The organism is Chitinophaga sp. Cy-1792, assembly GCF_011752935.1.
Lineage (GTDB): Bacteria > Bacteroidota > Bacteroidia > Chitinophagales > Chitinophagaceae > Chitinophaga.
This window is the reverse complement of sequence record NZ_VWWO01000001.1, coordinates 1,941,418-1,954,780: the sequence shown is the minus strand read 5'-3', so window position 1 is coordinate 1,954,780 and position 13,363 is coordinate 1,941,418. Positions and strand designations below refer to the sequence as shown.

Sequence of the window (13,363 nt, the reverse complement as noted above, 5' to 3'; positions counted from 1 at the left end):
TACTATCTGTGAACTGTGTTAGTATTTGCGGAGGTACTCACCGATCTCGTTATAGAGATCATCAGTAACAGGGAGTACCGGCAGGCGGAATACGTTTTCAACAATGCCTTTATGGGCCAGGAATGCCTTGATACCAGCCGGGTTGTTTTCAGCGAACATCATGTCGAAGCCTTTCATCATTTTATCGTTGAGTGCGCGGGCAGCAGGGAAATCGTTTCTGAGGGCTGCTTTTACCATTGCCGGAAAATCGGCAGCGAAGTAGTTGGCAGCAACAGAGATAACGCCGTCCATACCGCATGCCAGCTGTGGCAGCGCCAGGGCATCGTCGCCGCTGACAACGATAAAATCTTTCGGTTTATCGCGGAGGATCTGCATGCATTGGAGCATATCACCGGAGGCTTCTTTCATGGCTACGATGTTTTCTACTTCGTGCGCGAGGCGTAAAGTAGTGTCGGCAGTCATGTTACGGCCGGTACGACCAGGAACATTATAGAGAATGATTGGCTTAGGAGAAGCCTGTGCGATCATTTTATAATGCTGGTAGATACCTTCCTGTGTAGGTTTATTGTAGTAGGGAGCAACACTGAGTACAGCAGCAGCCTGTTCAAGCGGATAATTTTCGAGGCTTCTGACAACTGCTTTTGTGCTGTAATCACCAACTCCTACCACAACTGGCACCCGTTTCGATACCTTTTCAAAAGTGAATTTCACCAGGTCCTGCTTCTCTTCTACGGAGAGCGTTGGAGTTTCACCAGTTGTGCCGAGCGTTACGATATAGTCAACGCCGCCAACAATCACATAGTCGATCAGCTTTTCGAGAGCGTTCCAGTCTATGCTTTCATCTGCTTTAAAGGGTGTCACCAAAGCCACCCCTGTGCCTCTTAATTGTTCCATGATTATGTTTACGAGAAAACAAAATTAGAATTTCGGATGCCGAAATTCTAATTTTTTATTGTCTTCTTCGAATATTTTTTAATGTTCTTCGTAAAAGCCCATGCGGGAGAATTTGTCGATACGTTGTTCGATACGGGTTTCCGGATCGATGTTTTTGAGTTCTGCCAGTGCTTCTTTGATACGTTTTTTCAGGATATCAGCCATTTCATCGGGGTTTACGTGTGCACCACCGAGCGGTTCACGGATAACGCCGTCAACGAGTCCGAACTGGCTCATATAGTCTGAAGTAAGTTTTAATTCTTCAGCTGCCTTCTCTTTAAAGTTCCAGCTACGCCAGAGGATAGTGGAGCAGTTTTCCGGGGAAATAACGGTATACCAGCTGTTTTCGAGCATGAGTACGCGATCGCCGATACCGATACCGAGGGCGCCACCGGAGGCACCTTCACCGATAATGATACAAATTACAGGCACGCGGAGTTTCACCATTTCGAAGAGGTTACGTGCGATGGCTTCGGCCTGGCCTCTTTCTTCCGCTTCGAGCCCTGGGTAAGCACCGGGGGTATCGATGAGCGTAACGATAGGTTTATTGAAGCGTTCTGCGAGTTTCATGAGGCGCAGCGCTTTACGATAACCTTCAGGATTAGCCATACCGAAGTTTCTCAGCTGACGCATTTTGGTATTTACACCTTTCTGCTGGCCGATAAACATCACTGTTTCACCGTCGAGGTCAGCGAAACCGCCTACCATGGCTTTATCGTCCTTCACATTACGGTCGCCGTGCAGTTCCACGAAGTTGGAGCACATCTTTTCAATATACGCGAGCGTATAGGGCCTATCGGGATGGCGGCTGAGCTGAACACGTTGCCACGCAGTCAAATGGTCGTAAATTTCCTGGCGGGTATCGGCGATTTTCACCTCATACTCCTTTACAGTGGCAGAAACATCCACCCCAGACTTTTCACCATTTTCCTTCAGCTTGGCCAGCTGCTCATATAAATTCTCGATAGGTTTTTCGAAATCCAGGAATTGCATAACTTGAATAAATTGGTTAAAGTACGGTGTAAAGATAGTGCTGAAAATTTTTTTTAAAAAAGATTTGCTAAAATGGAAACTTTGTTGCTATCTTTGCAATCCCAAAACGGGACAACACAACCGTTTGGGAGCCAGAAAGATAGCAAGTATCTTGACTATATTTTCGAGGATCGGTAGTTCAGTTGGTTAGAATGCCGCCCTGTCACGGCGGAGGTCGCGGGTTCGAGTCCCGTCCGGTCCGCAAAAAAGCAGCTCTGCAAAGAGCTGCTTTTTTCGTTTTAGGTGGTATTACCAGGTCCGACGCGGCCGCTACATAGTAGAACTGTCCGCTCCTCAAGATTTTATTATATTATATATCTCTATATACGAATCAACATCAAGGAATTAAAAAGCCTCCAAATCGAAAGATTTGAAGGCTTTTATTTTTTTTAGCTGTTTATTTAGATCTATTATAGAAAAAGTCACTAAGCTCCTTTGAAAATAAATCAGGAGCGTCCAGTGCAGCAAAATGGCTCCCTTTTTCAATGATATTAAACTGTTGCACATTTACTTTCCTATTGACCCACTCAATAGGGAAAGGGGCCTCTCCCGGGAATAAGGATACACCGGTAGGAACTTCCACCTTCATTTCTGATTTAAGCCCTGTAGTCCATGCTACCTTGCTCTCTTCGGCATATGTCCGGATAGAGGTATTGATCGTTTGAGTGATCCAATATATCATGATATTGGTGAGCAGCACATCTTTGGTAAAGTGATCATCAAGATTTTCAGGCTTGCCGGACCAACCATGAAACTTTTCCACGATCCATGAAGCCAGGCCCACCGGCGAATCATTTAAGCCATAACCCAACGTTTGCGGCTTGGTAGTCTGAATAAGGTTAAAAGCACCTTCAGCAAAGAACCATTGTTGAATAAAGCGACCAAACTCCTGCTCCGGTGCAGACATTGTTGCCCAATCTTCCCTTCCGTTTGGATAGCCAACATCTGTTATATGAATAGCTGATACCAACGAAGGAAATTGATTCGCCAATGATTTGCTGATCGTGGAACCGATATCTCCTCCGGCAGCATAAAATGACTGATATCCTAATACCTCTGTCATTAGTTTAGCCCATAAAATTGCGGTTTTATCACTGCTCTGAGGAACACTATCCGAAAATCCGAAACCAGGGATGGAAGGTATGACCAGATCAAAATCCTGCGCTGCATCACCTCCGTAACTTGCCGGATCAGTAAGCATCGGAATTACTTTATGAAACCTGTAGAAGCTATCGGGCCAACCGTGCGTTAAGATCAAAGGTTTGGGATTTTTAGATTTCCCCCTGACATGTATGAAATGAATCGCGACACCATCTATGGTTGTCTTAAACTGGGGCAGCTTATTTAGTGCTTCCTCCTGCGCTCTCCAATCATATTGATGTTGCCAATATGCTACCAACTCCCGCAGATAGGTCGGATTTGTTCCATAATTCCAACCAGCATTTTCCGGCTCATCCGTCCAGCGTGTTTGCTGTAATCTTGTTGACAAATCGTTCAGGACTTCCTGTGGTACTGCTATTTTAAAAGGTGTGATTTCAGCCATTTCTTTTTGTTTTTACAAAGATACCAGCCCGTCTGCCGACCGCATTGTAAAAAATTTACCTCCCCGGCAACCTATAAATCATCCGCCGGAGGACGCAAGATCATATCTGCGACCAGGTGATTATCCTCTACTTCCATTTGTGATGATAAATATTGTGTTGGTTTGATACCGGTAAATTGCGAAAACTCCTTGATAAAATGTGCCTGATCAAAATAGTCATAATCATTAACAATAGCCATCCAATCTGCTTTCCCCTTAAAGGCCTGGATATCCCTGATCACATTTTGAAATCTATGAAGCTTTTGCAGGTATTTCGGCGGGAAGCCGGTGTGTTGTTTAATGATCTGTATGACGTGTTTCTGTGAGTAACCTGATTTTTTTATTAGCCAGTCAATCGGCTTATCAATGTTTTTATCAACAAATTTCACCAGCGAGTTTTCAAAATGCTGATCTCCGATTAATTGCAGGAAATAGTTTTCAATAATGGTAAACAGCTGTGGGACATCATTTGCATTGATGAGTTTTTCATATAAATGCTTAAAAGAGTTGCCTAAAAGCAATTCAGCCTCTACACAAACCGACGGTATAGCTGTTACAGGAATTTTTGTTAGCGCATAAAAACCACCGGTTGTAAAACGTATGCTAAGAATAGATGATGCCGTTTGATTCTGATATAAGATTGCCTGCTTTTGCGTTCCTGATATCCATGCATGCTTCATGGTCACTTTCTCTTTCATATCCGCATCCAGAAATACAGTATTAATCGTTTTTTCCTGTAGCTCAATAACCAGGTTTATACCTTTATCAGGAAGTTCTTTAATAAATGGAATGTTGGAGGTTGATCCACTAACATACACAATATGTTGAATGTATTCCGACAAAGGGGCGCAAGGTATATGTTTATGGAATATCATAGAAGTTACGAATGATCTCTGCCAATAAATCTTCTTTTCCCTGGTAGAAAATCAATGGCTTTTGCTACACTCATATCGCCGGGTTGTTTTTAGCCGGGAAAAATATCGTACAAACTCGTTTCTTAAATATGGGCTTCTACTATCGAAAATATTATAAAAAAGCCTTCAGGCCAAGAACCTGAAGGCTTTTATTTTATTTCTCCGGCACCCGGATCCTTCCCCTCCATTTTTACGGAATACAGCGCCGCGATATCTTCCAGATCTCTGGCTCGTCCAAGGGAGGTTTTATTGAGAATTAAATCATCAAAACTGATATATGGAATATCCACACCCTCCTTTTTCATGACAACTTTATTGCTGCAGGCAGCACGAAACCGCTTAAATCCGGGCAATGCAGGTAATAAATCCAGCTTATACTCCGGCAGATCCAGCTTAAAGTATGATTTTTCAGGATCAGGAGAAGTTTCACTACGGAAGTCAGCAACATCGAATTCCAATGTTTCCAGAGCATTTAGGAGCCTGAAATAATTATCATAGGTTGGGTTGTACCAAATATCAATATCGTATTTCTCCGCAACCGTGCCATCTTCCTCCCGTGACAACCGAAAATAGCCATGGAAAGCCACTGCGACACCTCCAACGATCAGATATTGCACACCGTTAGCATTGAATGCGCGACATACGCCTAAAAGATATATAAGTAAGTTTTTATCCACCTGATTTGAATGATATTCCAACTAATGTAGGTAAATACCAGCAATATCGGGGGATTAACATGCTCCTATTTATCTCCCATAAAAGCAATCGCATCTACTTCTATCTGCATTCCGTCCAGTGCCAGTCTGGGTACGGGAATCAATGTACTTGCCGGAAATCCTTGTTTTTTCCAGGTTTTCTGCATTTCTTCACTCCATATTTTAAGTTTCGCCTCATCATGATTTACGATAAGTATGGTGATTTTGAGCACATTACCAACATTTAAGCCATAACCATTCAATACAGTTTCAAGGTTTTTAAGGGCAGATTGCACCTGTGTCCTGAAATCATTTGAGAGATGATGATTTAAGCCTTCTCCCCCACTCTGCCCGGAGATAAATACATATTTTCCATTGCCTTCTGCGCTGGTAGCGTGAGAAAATCCAAATGGGGTGGGATCAAAAAGTGCTGCCGGGTTTTTATTGATAACCTTACTCATCGTTGCTGATTTTATATTTTTTTGTGAAAATGCCTGCAAGCCGGAACACAGGACTAACAAGGCTATTAATACGCGTTTCATCAGGTTGTATTTTCAGCAAAATTAAAACGGTACCTTTTCTACCCACTTTACATATGTTGATTGGATTGAAAACTAATTCAATCAACACTATATACGCTGGCACCTGGAAACAATTTACAAAGTGGTCATTTCCTACAAAATTTGGCGTACTTATCGTTGGAGTAGATCATTAAAATGCCGACTTCGTCATCTCTCTTCTATCCTATTTCTTCGGATTTATTATGAAATTTCCACCAATTTGAACATTTCGTGCCTGAAGCGGTTGTGATATGTAGGGTAAACAGCTTATCATATGCTGCAAAGGGTCATCTCTTTTTTCTTTATTTTCCTGTGTGCCTGCACTACCTCCCGTAAATCGGCAGATATCCTGCAGATATCAAAAGAAAGCTATTGCGATCCTCCAACAGGCATGATCCCAAATGGCCCTGTATTATCACATAATGCAGATTCATTGCTGGCGGCCAATCAGCACCTGAGCAGTAAATATTCTGCTTCCAGTATACTGGTGTTATATGCACTGGGCATACTGGAAGATGTCAACCAGATCTACCTGCTGAAAAAAGATTCGCTGAACAGCGTGAAAGAATTACTGCTGCGCAGGCATATTAACGATAAAATCCTGCTGGGAGAAGCAGATATTTCATCACTGGCAGCGGAGCTGGACTGTGAAGGAGAACGTATAGATCAGATCGCCAAATATGTTGATGATATCAATTCAAAGCGTACCACAAAGTTTACAGTAACCTCCATTATTGTAGGCGCCCTGGCAGGTGTTGCTGGTTCGGTGATCAGCAATTCGGGCTGGAACAAAGGCGTTGCCATTACTGCAGGAGCTGCTGCCATCGGTTTGGGCCTGGCAACACTCAACCCAAAAGGCAGAAAGGCTGCGTTGACGCATCAACGCAACTTATTACGTGATATCTGGCTACAGGAAAACAACCACGATATATCGCCTTTTATATGGTTTATGTTGACAGAAAAACGAATCAGCAATACCGGCAATAATTCCCTGGTGGAAAACCTGAAACAACGATGGATAAAATACCAGTTTGATGGCAACGCCAATAAAGCGCAACACTCTGTCATCTTCACAGATGGAGGTATTTACCGTGCCAGCGATTTACATAACAGAGCGGAAATGCTTAACCAGCTGCAGGCTGAAATCAGGAGCCTGGCACAACCACTTAATATTTTCCTGCGGGAGCTTTCTGATTACGTACCGTAAAGATGGTTTATTCATCCACCTTTCAACACAAAAAAAGGCTTAATGCCAAACATCTTATAAAAGGCTTTATTGAAATGGGAAGAATCAGCAAACCCAACATGGTAAGCACATTCCGTTAATGAATACCCTAGCTGCGATTGTTGTGCTGCATAAAGAATTTTACGCCAGCGTATATACTGCTGCACGGCAATTCCTGTTTCTTTTTTAAAAAGATGAGATAAGCGGCCTTCTGAAAGAAATACAGCGCGGGACAAAGCAGATAATGTTATGTTCTCTTTTGTAAGCATACGGTCGATCATCTCTATACAAACAATAATCCGATCATCTACATTATTACCAATACGCTCCCGGGGAAGGGCAGAAAAATTAAATTTTCCATTCTCATGAAATGCTTCCGGGAAAGGAACATTTGTCGCAATATCATCTGTTCCTGCTTGTATTAACTGCCTCGCAAAATATCGACCCATATCGGAAAGCGGATCCAGAAACAACAGACTGCAGCTGGCCTTCAGGCAACTGAAGCTATGCCGCAGATTAGAAGGTATGATTACATTTGTAAGATTTGTATAGCTGCCCTTATCGGTTGTTACAGAAAATGTACCCTCCATACAGCAAACCACTTCAATAGCATAATGCGAATGTATTCTTGTCTCGTAATCACTTTTGGAGAATACGGCATATCCCTGATCAATATTGAATAATTCTATAGACATGCAGAAAAGCAATTTGCGAGGTCATGAACAGATAAATTGCAGGATAAAAGTACTAAAATCCGGGCTATATCTGCGCTTTGTTACATTGCCGGAAATATTTCCGAAGGAACCACATTATTCCTGTTTTCTTCATAAAAAATCCGCATATTTAGATATATTAATTCCCCTACACCATGAACTTCTTTAAACGGTTATTCACGAAAAGTGAGCCTGATACACAACCCCGGGCAGGTACTTTAATAAAATGTCCACGGTGCCTGGGAAAAGGACATGTAGATAAAGAAGATATCAGGCGACTGGAACAGGAGCTTTCCTGGAACCCCGGCAGGTGCGTCTACTGCAACGGATTTGGCAAAGTAGAGGCAGACATGATCAGCAAAGTGGCTGTAAATGAAGAATATTTCACCACTGCATTAACACAGAAAGAAAGATTGAAAGTTATCGCCGGCGACCCAAAAGCGCTGGACAGGATGCAAAAACATAATGAAAGACGCGCGACATTTATTGCAGATATCACCAGGATGTACTTCATGGAAAACATGGAAGTAGAAGATATCGTAGAGGTATACCTCCAGCAGGATAAGGGATTGAGCCCTACAGCATACCAGCAAAGAAAGGAAGAACTGACAGATTATATCCGGAAAGTAGCTAGCCGTAAGAAATAAGGACAATGCTGCTGTTGTTACCTTTCAGCCCAACAGCAGCAGTACATCAAGGCTTCACCCGTGGCCTGCCTAAGGCCTTCAGTACTGTTTCATAGTATTCTTCCATTGGTTCCAGTCCTATTTCTTTTCTTCGTTTATCCACATTTTCAGGATCTTCCAGGTCTGGCGGCAGCATGATTTTATTGTTACTATCGAAGAGATTCCCATTCTTACCATATACCGGCTGCGTACCATACAATTGCTTTCCACCGGTATTATGTTGGATACGGTCGTAGAGATAAGCGTAATCTTTACGGGATATTTCACCCGCTAATGACAACGTATCCAGTACCGGCAGCAATTGCTTTTGAAACGCAGGATCATGGTCTGCATGCTGGATAAGGACAAAAAAATTATGCGATGATGCCGGTCCTACCATGGCAGCAGTAGGATAGCCATATTGCGCATATATTTTCTTCACGACCTCCAGTTCATTCCGGTAAACGGCCTTCTTTAAAGAGTCCTGCCTTTTAATACTGTCTGCCGGTGCATTTCTCAAATGCATTTCCCTAAACTGCCATTGCACGGCCTGATCATCATTATAAAGACTATCAATAGTTCGTGAGAGGGCTGCATTCACCTGAGCATGGGCATAGAAAGCAGTACAGGTAAGGATTACCAGGAAGAAATACTTTATGCTATTCATGAATAAAGGTTTAGATACAGGAAACTACAAAACCCGGGAAACATGGCCATTTTTATTTGATATCAACTTATCAACCATTAACTTATAGCATTCATTATGAATAAGTTTAATAAATTTGCAGCTCGTTAACCCAAAAGAATATACTTATGAAACTAATCTTAGCAGACCTGGAACCAAGGCTTGTAGCTGCCTGGCGATCATTCTTCGACACCATTCCGGATGTAACTATCATTGAAGGGGATATTACCGCTTTAACTGTAGATGCGGTTGTCAGCCCGGCTAATTCCTTTGGCTTTATGGATGGAGGCCTTGACTATGCCCTATCTGAACGACTGGGATGGGACCTTGAAAAAAGGTTGCAGGCACTGATAAAAGCGCTGCCGGAAGGAGAATTACTGGTAGGCCAGTCGTTGGTACTGGAAACCGATGACGACAAAATTCCTTTCCTGATTTCAGCGCCTACCATGCGTGTGCCGACCAACTTCAACATTGATACCTCCATTAATGCCTATCTGGCCATGAAAGCGGCTTTACTGGCAGCAAGGCGTCATCCGGATATCACTTCTGTTGCCATCCCGGGCTTCTGTACCGGTGTTGGGCGTATGCAGCCAATCATTGCAGCAAAACAAATGCATATGGCATACGAGGAAGTAATGCTGGGTAAAAAAATGGACTTCAGCACCTTCAGTGAAGCACAGCAGCATCATTGGAAGATCAATCCGCAAGGAATGATCTGGACACATTAATACAATCTGAATAAATAATAACAATACTTATGGGACTCGACCTATTTCATGACAAAGTAAGTCATCAATCAGACGGTAGCACCTCTTTTTATGAAGCTGAATATTTCACAAATTCTCCTGAGTTTTTACGGAATAATAAAGACCTACTGCATACACTTACCCATTCATGCGATTTTTTCGACATAAAAATATTTCCGGATGATGAGTCCGTGGCAAAATATCGTGGCATTTATCCCAATGATAAAACAATAAAATTAGTCGGCGAGCTATCTACATTAGAAAAAAAGTTCAGGGAGATAGAAACCTATTACAACCTTGACCCTAGTGATAAATTTATAATGTCAGGTCAATTTGGATATCCGATGACAGCATTCATGTCTTACCTGCAGGTTAGTTATGCGGTAGGGTTTCGGACCTTTAAGGGATTATACTTCACAAACGAAGGCCTCATGGAGAAATGCATGATTTCTGAATTTCGGGAAAATTTTAGAGACGATATATTATATACCAAAAAAGAGGATGTAATAAGAGCCGCCGGATACCTGGATTTAGACTATAAATACGCAGACGAGGTACTGAAAGAATTTCAAACTACTTTCATCGACAATTTTGAAGAAGGAAAAAGCATTTTCCACACCTCCTGGTAATAAAAAAAGCTGCTGTAGCCAATGCCACAGCAGCTTTCCAATATAGTCAAGCCGTTATTTCGCCTGTAAAGCTACTCCTTCGAATTTAATACCTGCCCAACCGTGCTGCATGAACTGCCTGATATTCTGGTGGTCTGTAGCATCAGGATGACTTAATACTGCCTGGTAATGCTCAGCAAACAGGTACAGGGTATCTGCTTCAGCGAGGTTATTCAGCTGTGCGAAAGCAAATACTTTGGCACTACCCTGATTTTGTGTTGCCTCGTTGAAGGCATCTCCATTTTTGAAAGCGGTAGGCTGATGCTGGTAGCGGGCCTCTATGAATTCTAATACGTCTTTAAACGCGAGTTTATTATCCTTTAATTGTCCGATTAATCCGGTTACTTGTTCTGTCATGTACTAGATACTATTTTTAGATATATGGAAGGCAAATATTATTTCAGGGAGTAATCTCCGGCTGCCTTCCCAACACCAAAAGTAAAAAAATAAAATCTTAGAAAGTTGCCGGCTATTTACAGCCAGGCTCATTTACTTTCTTCAACCGATAGGCACTCAGACTATCTACGTATAGGTGTTCCTGTTCGGGTGCTGATGGAGAAAATTTAACTTTCCAGGAGGCCAGTCCCCTGTCTTTATCTTTCCATGTAAAGGTATAAACGACTACACTGGTGGTATGAATGATAGTCTGGCTATCATTCTTTTCCTGCTGTGTAAGCCGTGCCCAGCTATGTTCCATCTGGTCCTGGTTGTACAGGGAATCTCCGGTTACACGTATGGTACGCAAATCGAGGCCACAGGGCTGGTAGATGATGTAGTCACTGTCTTTCCGGGTAACTTCGAACCAGGCGCCCTGTAATCCTCTTTCGTGGGAGTCGACAGCGGGCTCCGTCAAAGCGGTGTCCGTATTGGCGTTTTTGGTTGTTTCGGTATTTCCGGTATTACAGGCAGCCAGTAACATTACCCAGGGGAAAATAGCTGTCAATCGGTTCATAAATTACTGTGTTATCGGTTGTAGCTTTATGGTTTCCAGCGAAATAACTTTATCATCTTTCGTGGAATTTTTGTCGAAGATAAAAATAGTATCAGTGATATACCCTTCTTTTTTGAAGAGCAGCTTATCTGAGTTGGGGGCCAGTTTTCCGCGCTCTTCCCCGGGGAATAATGCCCGGGTATCTTTCACAGCGGGGATAACGAAACTACCGTCGGTGTTGGTGCCTGCCAGGGTATCTGCGGCATCATAGCTGGAAATAATGACTTTTTCCAGCGGCTTGCCCGTAATATTATCGCATACAGTTCCCTTGACGGAAGGGCGGAGTGTTGGAACACTACAACCTGATATTATCAGGATCACAAACAGTCTGAATGGTTTTTTCATAGCTTGCTTTGTATAAAGTTATTATTTTTTAGTTTAGTTAGATGCCGCCATTACCTGTTTTTTATAGTGATTCACTTGCAGAGATATTGTTAAAATTGTATTTTCCGCAGCTCATTTATACGTTATGAAAACAGGTTTCCTTTTATCCTTGCTGCTGGCTACAGGTAGCGCTGCCATGGCGCAATCGCAGGCCCGCATCACCAATCAGCCAGACACATCCTTTACTAACTATAGTGCATATACGCATAATAAGAAAGCCTATCCGCAGATAGCGATGGTCAATGAATCCATTCCATCAGACATTAAAAAACAGCAATATACCTATCGTGGAGCGCTGCAAATAAGTTCCTATTCTGCGACTAAAAAGGTAAAGAAAAAGCGGTTGCCCGCCATCATTATCGTGCATGGCGGCGGATGGAGAAGCGGCTCACCGGATCAGCACCAGGCGATGGCTGTGGAACTGGCGCTGCGGGGATATGTCACCTTCACACCGCAATATAGTTTATCCACTACCGCGCTATATCCGGCAGCAGTCAATGATATCAAGGCAGCTATTACCTGGGTAAAGCAGCATGCGGCCGACTGGCATATCGACACAGCAAGGATAGCACTGGCAGGGTTTTCCGCCGGCGGACAGCTGGCAGGACTGGTAGCCAATTCCGCCGATAATTCAATATTTCTGAAAGACAGTACCTACAGCAATTCAGTCAGTGCCCTGGTTTCCATAGATGGTGTCATGGCTTTTATCCATCCTGAATCCGCGGAAGGCAACGACAGCAAAGGCCCTTCCGCCGGTACGTTATGGTTCGGCTATACTAAAGACGAACAGCCAGCCCTCTGGCATCAAGCGTCTGCATTAAACTATGCCGGCAAAAACTCACCTCCTACCCTATTCCTGAATAGTGAACACCCGCGATTTCATGCCGGCAGAGACGATTACAGGAAGATATTGAGTCAGTATAACATTTACACGGAAGTGCATGAATTCCAGGGACCGCACCCCTTTTGTCTTTTCCATCCCTGGTTTAACAATACGGTACAGGACATTGACATCTTCCTGAAAAAAGTAATGACAAACTAATCTATCATCTATTTAAAACAGCGCCAGAAGGATTAAAAGAGCTTATTCTCCTTTATCGTATCTTTGTGGGGAAAATAAGCAATAACATGTTTTCCAGAACTTGTGAATACGGTATCAGGGCAATGATCTTCATCGCACAAAAAACCAAGAATGGTGAACGTGTGGGTATTAAGGAGATTGCCACAGGGATAGATTCCCCGGAGGCTTTTATTGCCAAAATCCTGCAGGAGCTGGGACGCAAAGGATTGCTTCAATCACAGAAAGGCCCCAGTGGCGGGTTTTATCTTGATAAACCTTCCAGAAAAAATACATTGGCAGATATTGTCCGGGCTATTGATGGCGACCGCCTGTTTTCTTCCTGCGGACTTGGACTGAAACAATGCTCAGAAACGCATCCCTGCCCTATTCATAATGAGTTTGGTAAGATTAGAAAAGCAATTAAGCAGATGCTCGAAAAATCGAAAATCGGGGAGTTTACCGATGAGCTGGAACAACAGCTGCTCTTTTTAAGGCGCTAAAAATATAAAG

Annotated in this window: 17 protein-coding genes and 1 tRNA gene; 7 read left to right on the top strand and 11 right to left on the bottom strand. The window is 43.0% G+C overall.

Features of this window, described 5'->3' with window-relative positions; all coding sequences use genetic code 11:
- Nucleotides 1-18: 18 nt before the first annotated feature.
- Both dapA and F3J22_RS08045 read right to left on the bottom strand, forming a co-directional pair.
- Nucleotides 19-894: a 4-hydroxy-tetrahydrodipicolinate synthase gene (gene dapA, locus F3J22_RS08050; protein ID WP_167015989.1), complete on the bottom strand. Its 876-nt coding sequence runs from the start codon at nucleotides 892-894 to the stop codon at nucleotides 19-21.
- Between the two features lie 78 nt (nucleotides 895-972).
- Entirely contained in the window at nucleotides 973-1,926 is a 954-nt protein-coding gene (locus F3J22_RS08045; protein WP_167015987.1) for an acetyl-CoA carboxylase carboxyltransferase subunit alpha, read from the bottom strand.
- A 167-nt stretch (nucleotides 1,927-2,093) separates the two neighbouring features.
- On the opposite strand from F3J22_RS08045, the gene F3J22_RS08040 reads away from it, so the two are divergent.
- Nucleotides 2,094-2,167, top strand: a tRNA-Asp gene (locus tag F3J22_RS08040).
- A gap of 195 nt (nucleotides 2,168-2,362) precedes the next feature.
- Here F3J22_RS08040 and F3J22_RS08035 read toward each other — a convergent pair.
- The 4 genes from F3J22_RS08035 to F3J22_RS08020 all read right to left on the bottom strand — a co-directional run bounded on the left by F3J22_RS08035 (nucleotide 2,363) and on the right by F3J22_RS08020 (nucleotide 5,617).
- Entirely contained in the window at nucleotides 2,363-3,508 is a 1,146-nt protein-coding gene (locus F3J22_RS08035; RefSeq protein ID WP_167015985.1) for an epoxide hydrolase family protein, read from the bottom strand.
- A gap of 71 nt (nucleotides 3,509-3,579) precedes the next feature.
- Complete coding sequence (locus F3J22_RS08030) at nucleotides 3,580-4,422, bottom strand: DUF6597 domain-containing transcriptional factor (protein ID WP_370459409.1); 843 nt, start codon at nucleotides 4,420-4,422, stop codon at nucleotides 3,580-3,582.
- Between the two features lie 188 nt (nucleotides 4,423-4,610).
- Nucleotides 4,611-5,159, bottom strand: coding sequence for a hypothetical protein (locus tag F3J22_RS08025; protein ID WP_167015981.1), 549 nt, complete (start codon nucleotides 5,157-5,159; stop codon nucleotides 4,611-4,613).
- Nucleotides 5,160-5,203: 44 nt separating this feature from the next.
- Entirely contained in the window at nucleotides 5,204-5,617 is a 414-nt protein-coding gene (locus F3J22_RS08020) for a RidA family protein (protein ID WP_167015978.1), read from the bottom strand.
- 373 nt (nucleotides 5,618-5,990) lie between these two features.
- Between F3J22_RS08020 and F3J22_RS08015 the strand changes: the two genes are divergently transcribed.
- The gene (locus tag F3J22_RS08015) at nucleotides 5,991-6,923 is read left to right on the top strand and encodes a hypothetical protein (protein ID WP_167015976.1); all 933 of its coding nucleotides are present in this window, start codon (nucleotides 5,991-5,993) and stop codon (nucleotides 6,921-6,923) included.
- 11 nt (nucleotides 6,924-6,934) lie between these two features.
- On the opposite strand, the gene F3J22_RS08010 is transcribed toward F3J22_RS08015, so the two are convergent.
- Nucleotides 6,935-7,636, bottom strand: a complete 702-nt coding sequence (locus tag F3J22_RS08010) for an AraC family transcriptional regulator (protein ID WP_167015974.1) — start codon at nucleotides 7,634-7,636, stop codon at nucleotides 6,935-6,937.
- A 173-nt stretch (nucleotides 7,637-7,809) separates the two neighbouring features.
- On the opposite strand from F3J22_RS08010, the gene F3J22_RS08005 reads away from it, so the two are divergent.
- On the top strand, nucleotides 7,810-8,301 hold the full coding sequence (locus tag F3J22_RS08005; protein WP_167015972.1) for a hypothetical protein: 492 nt from the start codon (nucleotides 7,810-7,812) through the stop codon (nucleotides 8,299-8,301).
- Nucleotides 8,302-8,347: 46 nt separating this feature from the next.
- Here F3J22_RS08005 and F3J22_RS08000 read toward each other — a convergent pair whose 3' ends face one another.
- Complete coding sequence (locus tag F3J22_RS08000) at nucleotides 8,348-8,986, bottom strand: DUF6624 domain-containing protein (RefSeq protein WP_167015970.1); 639 nt, start codon at nucleotides 8,984-8,986, stop codon at nucleotides 8,348-8,350.
- Nucleotides 8,987-9,132: 146 nt separating this feature from the next.
- Between F3J22_RS08000 and F3J22_RS07995 the strand changes: the two genes are divergently transcribed.
- Nucleotides 9,133-9,732 (top strand): macro domain-containing protein, encoded by a 600-nt coding sequence (locus F3J22_RS07995; protein ID WP_167015968.1) that lies wholly within the window; start codon nucleotides 9,133-9,135, stop codon nucleotides 9,730-9,732.
- Between the two features lie 29 nt (nucleotides 9,733-9,761).
- Nucleotides 9,762-10,379, top strand: a complete 618-nt coding sequence (locus F3J22_RS07990; RefSeq protein WP_167015966.1) for a hypothetical protein — start codon at nucleotides 9,762-9,764, stop codon at nucleotides 10,377-10,379.
- Between the two features lie 54 nt (nucleotides 10,380-10,433).
- Here F3J22_RS07990 and F3J22_RS07985 read toward each other — a convergent pair whose 3' ends face one another.
- From F3J22_RS07985 to F3J22_RS07975, 3 genes are all read right to left on the bottom strand, one after another.
- A complete protein-coding gene (locus tag F3J22_RS07985) occupies nucleotides 10,434-10,775 on the bottom strand; it encodes a HopJ type III effector protein (RefSeq protein ID WP_167015964.1) in 342 nt (113 codons plus the stop codon).
- Nucleotides 10,776-10,887: 112 nt separating this feature from the next.
- Complete coding sequence (locus tag F3J22_RS07980; protein ID WP_167015962.1) at nucleotides 10,888-11,370, bottom strand: hypothetical protein; 483 nt, start codon at nucleotides 11,368-11,370, stop codon at nucleotides 10,888-10,890.
- A 3-nt stretch (nucleotides 11,371-11,373) separates the two neighbouring features.
- Nucleotides 11,374-11,754: a hypothetical protein gene (locus F3J22_RS07975; RefSeq protein WP_167015961.1), complete on the bottom strand. Its 381-nt coding sequence runs from the start codon at nucleotides 11,752-11,754 to the stop codon at nucleotides 11,374-11,376.
- 124 nt (nucleotides 11,755-11,878) lie between these two features.
- Here F3J22_RS07975 and F3J22_RS07970 point away from each other — a divergent pair, with 124 nt between their 5' ends.
- Nucleotides 11,879-12,835, top strand: a complete 957-nt coding sequence (locus F3J22_RS07970; protein ID WP_167015960.1) for an alpha/beta hydrolase — start codon at nucleotides 11,879-11,881, stop codon at nucleotides 12,833-12,835.
- A gap of 86 nt (nucleotides 12,836-12,921) precedes the next feature.
- A complete protein-coding gene (locus tag F3J22_RS07965) occupies nucleotides 12,922-13,353 on the top strand; it encodes an Rrf2 family transcriptional regulator (protein WP_167015959.1) in 432 nt (143 codons plus the stop codon).
- Nucleotides 13,354-13,363 lie beyond the last annotated feature (10 nt).

What these genes read in the sequence shown, in the direction of transcription:
- F3J22_RS08035 (WP_167015985.1), bottom strand. Translation starts at nt 3,508, where the DNA reads ATGGCTGAAATCACACCTTTTAAAATAGCAGTACCACAGGAAGTCCTG.
- F3J22_RS08005 (WP_167015972.1), top strand. Translation starts at nt 7,810, where the DNA reads ATGAACTTCTTTAAACGGTTATTCACGAAAAGTGAGCCTGATACACAA.
- F3J22_RS07980 (WP_167015962.1), bottom strand. Translation starts at nt 11,370, where the DNA reads ATGAACCGATTGACAGCTATTTTCCCCTGGGTAATGTTACTGGCTGCC.
- F3J22_RS08015 (WP_167015976.1), top strand. Translation starts at nt 5,991, where the DNA reads ATGCTGCAAAGGGTCATCTCTTTTTTCTTTATTTTCCTGTGTGCCTGC.
- F3J22_RS08020 (WP_167015978.1), bottom strand. Translation starts at nt 5,617, where the DNA reads ATGAGTAAGGTTATCAATAAAAACCCGGCAGCACTTTTTGATCCCACC.
- F3J22_RS07985 (WP_167015964.1), bottom strand. Translation starts at nt 10,775, where the DNA reads ATGACAGAACAAGTAACCGGATTAATCGGACAATTAAAGGATAATAAA.
- F3J22_RS08030 (WP_370459409.1), bottom strand. Translation starts at nt 4,422, where the DNA reads ATGATATTCCATAAACATATACCTTGCGCCCCTTTGTCGGAATACATT.
- F3J22_RS07975 (WP_167015961.1), bottom strand. Translation starts at nt 11,754, where the DNA reads ATGAAAAAACCATTCAGACTGTTTGTGATCCTGATAATATCAGGTTGT.
- dapA (WP_167015989.1), bottom strand. Translation starts at nt 894, where the DNA reads ATGGAACAATTAAGAGGCACAGGGGTGGCTTTGGTGACACCCTTTAAA.
- F3J22_RS07990 (WP_167015966.1), top strand. Translation starts at nt 9,762, where the DNA reads ATGGGACTCGACCTATTTCATGACAAAGTAAGTCATCAATCAGACGGT.
- F3J22_RS07965 (WP_167015959.1), top strand. Translation starts at nt 12,922, where the DNA reads ATGTTTTCCAGAACTTGTGAATACGGTATCAGGGCAATGATCTTCATC.
- F3J22_RS08010 (WP_167015974.1), bottom strand. Translation starts at nt 7,636, where the DNA reads ATGTCTATAGAATTATTCAATATTGATCAGGGATATGCCGTATTCTCC.
- F3J22_RS08000 (WP_167015970.1), bottom strand. Translation starts at nt 8,986, where the DNA reads ATGAATAGCATAAAGTATTTCTTCCTGGTAATCCTTACCTGTACTGCT.
- F3J22_RS07970 (WP_167015960.1), top strand. Translation starts at nt 11,879, where the DNA reads ATGAAAACAGGTTTCCTTTTATCCTTGCTGCTGGCTACAGGTAGCGCT.
- F3J22_RS07995 (WP_167015968.1), top strand. Translation starts at nt 9,133, where the DNA reads ATGAAACTAATCTTAGCAGACCTGGAACCAAGGCTTGTAGCTGCCTGG.
- F3J22_RS08045 (WP_167015987.1), bottom strand. Translation starts at nt 1,926, where the DNA reads ATGCAATTCCTGGATTTCGAAAAACCTATCGAGAATTTATATGAGCAG.